The organism is Chryseobacterium salipaludis (assembly GCF_022968825.1).
Classification (GTDB): domain Bacteria; phylum Bacteroidota; class Bacteroidia; order Flavobacteriales; family Weeksellaceae; genus Kaistella; species Kaistella salipaludis.
Window position 1 is genome coordinate 1 of sequence record NZ_JALHKS010000015.1, and the last position, 2,658, is coordinate 2,658.

Consider the following 2,658-nt stretch of genomic DNA (forward strand, 5'->3'; position numbering starts at 1 on the left):
TATTTATTCAATTTAATTGCGGTTAAACCTGCATTAATTAATTTATCTGAGTGGACAAAATCAACTTTCTTAAACGCATTTTCGTAATTTTCTAGTGCTTCAATATATTTTTTATAAAATTTCAAAGAGTCACCTTTATTACTTTTATTATAATACTCAAAATAGTTTTGGGCATTGATAAATGATAATCCCAAAAGGGAAATTATTAAAGAAAGTATAATTTTGTGCGATATCTTCATAATATTCTGACTAACGTTAATTCATTCTATTGATAATCAGCTTGGTATGATTTCAATATCTTTGTCAGTCAGACCAAATTTAGTGATTTGTTTCTGTATTCTTTTGGCTGCTGCAATTTTTCTTTTCTCGTCCAGAAAAAGGTATTGTAAGGCGGATTGTACCCTTGCCCCTTAACGAGCATATTCCAGATAATGACGGCGAGCTTTCGGGCGAGTGCAGAAACAGCAGTTGCCCTTCCTTTTTTGTAGCTTAATCTTTTGAAGAACTCAGCGAGCCATCCCTCCTTTAGGTTGCCGATGGCATTGGCCGTGTTTCTGAATGCTATTTTCAACCGCGAACTTCCCTTCGGAATGTGGTTGGATGATACTTTGCCACCACTTATTTTATTGTTGGGGGCGAGCCTGAGCCATGCGGTGAATTGTTTTGCAGTGGGGAATTTTCTAATCCCATCTAATCCGACTTCTGCGATGAGAGCCATAATCAACCCTTCGCTTACTCCCTCAATCGCCATCAAGTCTATCCCTTCAAAATATTGGTAAGCAATTAAATTCATGTCGGTTTGGCTTACTGCGTTTTTATTTTTACGCTTGTGCTTTTTTTTTTGATGGTATGCTGTTTCTTATGGTCGTCCTTTTCGATGAATTCCTTCAGGAGCCGGTCGATCTGCAAATCCGTATCCATGATTTGTTGCTGGAGGTGTTTGTAGGAATCCCACTCTTGCTTCAAGGCAAAGAGATAATCTTTGCGCCCATTGAATAGCAGAGCTTTTGCGATTTCCTCCTCTGATTTTCGGCAATTGTAATGACGGAGTTTTGCCAATTCCTCTCCCTTGTACTCTCCGTTTAGAAAAGCTTCAATAATGCAAGATCCTGTAAGACCGACTATATCCCTTACCACAACCTCAAGCCTCATATTCATCAGTCGCAGATATTTTTGCATTCTTCTGGTGCATGATGCAGATTGCTTGAGCAGGTTTTGGCGGTGTCTGGAATAGGTTCGTATGGTGTCCGTGTCCGAATCGGGTAAAAAGCTGGCACTCAAAAGCCCGAGAGAATGAAGTTTTTGAATCCATTGGCAATCTTTAATGTCTGTCTTTTTTCCTTTGATATTTTTGGTTTGTCTGCCATTAACCAAAATCACATCAAAACCTTGTCCCACCAAAGTGGAGAACAGATTTTGCCAATAAGTTCCGGTGGATTCCATGGCGATCGAGGTAACGCCATTCGAGTGTAACCAGTGGCACATTTCCAACTGGTCTTGGCTGTACACGCCAAATTCTTTTACATCCTCTGCATTTTGCCCTACTGCTACCCAATGGCTACGGCTTCCAATGTCTATTCCCGCAGCATTGGAATTTACCACTTCGAGTGAAATCTGCTTCTTAGTTTCCATGTCTCAATTTTTTCAATTAAACCAATAAAAAACTCCAAGGACTGCACTTTGTTAAATTTGAAATTATTCTGATCGGGATATTCCGATGTAAATCGGAACTCGCCATTAAAAACTAACGCCGTCTGAAGTATTACTACTAAAGACTTTTGTGCAATCTTACCTGAATTGCAGACGGGTTTTTAAACACCATTGCTTAAACCGGTCTTTTCAAGGAGCAATTACTAAGGTAAGAAATATTGGATTTTTTGAATATGAATTTTGAGAACTTTCGTTAGCGGCTAAAAACAACTCCGTTTTTGGAGTAGGGGAATTGCAGCTAACGGGTTGGGGCTTGCCGAAGGCGGGGATTTTTAGCACAAAAGTTCAATAGAATTACTACCGTTCAACCTTGCACAAATGCTCAATCGAAAAACTTCAGCCCCGCTTTTGGCAAACCCTTCTTTACTTTACATTCATAAAATAATTACCTTTAAAATAAACAAGACAGGGGTGAACTAACAATACCCTTAGAGCGTAAAAGTCTCAACTAACATATCAGTCCTCTGTCTTGTTTTTAAAGGGTTGAAACAGCTTTAGATAGAATACCAGATTACCCAGATCTAATAAAGATTTTAAAGAAGTTCAACATTAATTTAAACATCACCAAGTTATGAAAAAATACACAACTTACATCGGAATTGATGTGGCAAAACTAACGCTGGATTACTGCATGGTTACCCCGGATCCGCAGCCCGAACAAGGCCAGATCCTGAATACGCAAAAATCGATCGAGACGTTTCTAAAAACATTGAAAAAAGCCGGCTGTAAAATGAACGAGACTCTTTTTGTTTTTGAGAATACCGGCATTTATTCCTCGTTGCTCGCCCTGGTTTTAAGCGAAAACCAACTGGATTATGCTCAGGTCCCAGCTTTGGAAATCAAACGCTCGCTGGGGATTACCCGCGGCAAAAGCGATAAAGTAGATGCCAAAGAAATTGCCAATTACGCCAGGCGAAACACTGATAAAATAGCACTTTCTGCGCTTCC

Annotated in this window: 4 protein-coding genes; 1 reads left to right on the top strand and 3 read right to left on the bottom strand. The window is 39.5% G+C overall.

Features of this window, described 5'->3' with window-relative positions; translation table 11 throughout:
• The 3 genes from MVI27_RS11765 to MVI27_RS11775 all read right to left on the bottom strand — a co-directional run.
• On the bottom strand, positions 1 to 194 hold a 194-nt coding region (locus MVI27_RS11765), incomplete at its 3' end, for a hypothetical protein (protein ID WP_246962149.1).
• Between the two features lie 113 nt (positions 195 to 307).
• Positions 308 to 793: a transposase gene (locus MVI27_RS11770; RefSeq protein ID WP_246962152.1), complete on the bottom strand. Its 486-nt coding sequence runs from the start codon at positions 791 to 793 to the stop codon at positions 308 to 310.
• A gap of 11 nt (positions 794 to 804) precedes the next feature.
• On the bottom strand, positions 805 to 1,632 hold the full coding sequence (locus tag MVI27_RS11775; protein WP_246962155.1) for an IS110 family transposase: 828 nt from the start codon (positions 1,630 to 1,632) through the stop codon (positions 805 to 807).
• 649 nt (positions 1,633 to 2,281) lie between these two features.
• Here MVI27_RS11775 and MVI27_RS11780 point away from each other — a divergent pair.
• A partial coding sequence (locus tag MVI27_RS11780; RefSeq protein WP_246962158.1) for an IS110 family transposase occupies positions 2,282 to 2,658 on the top strand: 377 nt, incomplete at its 3' end.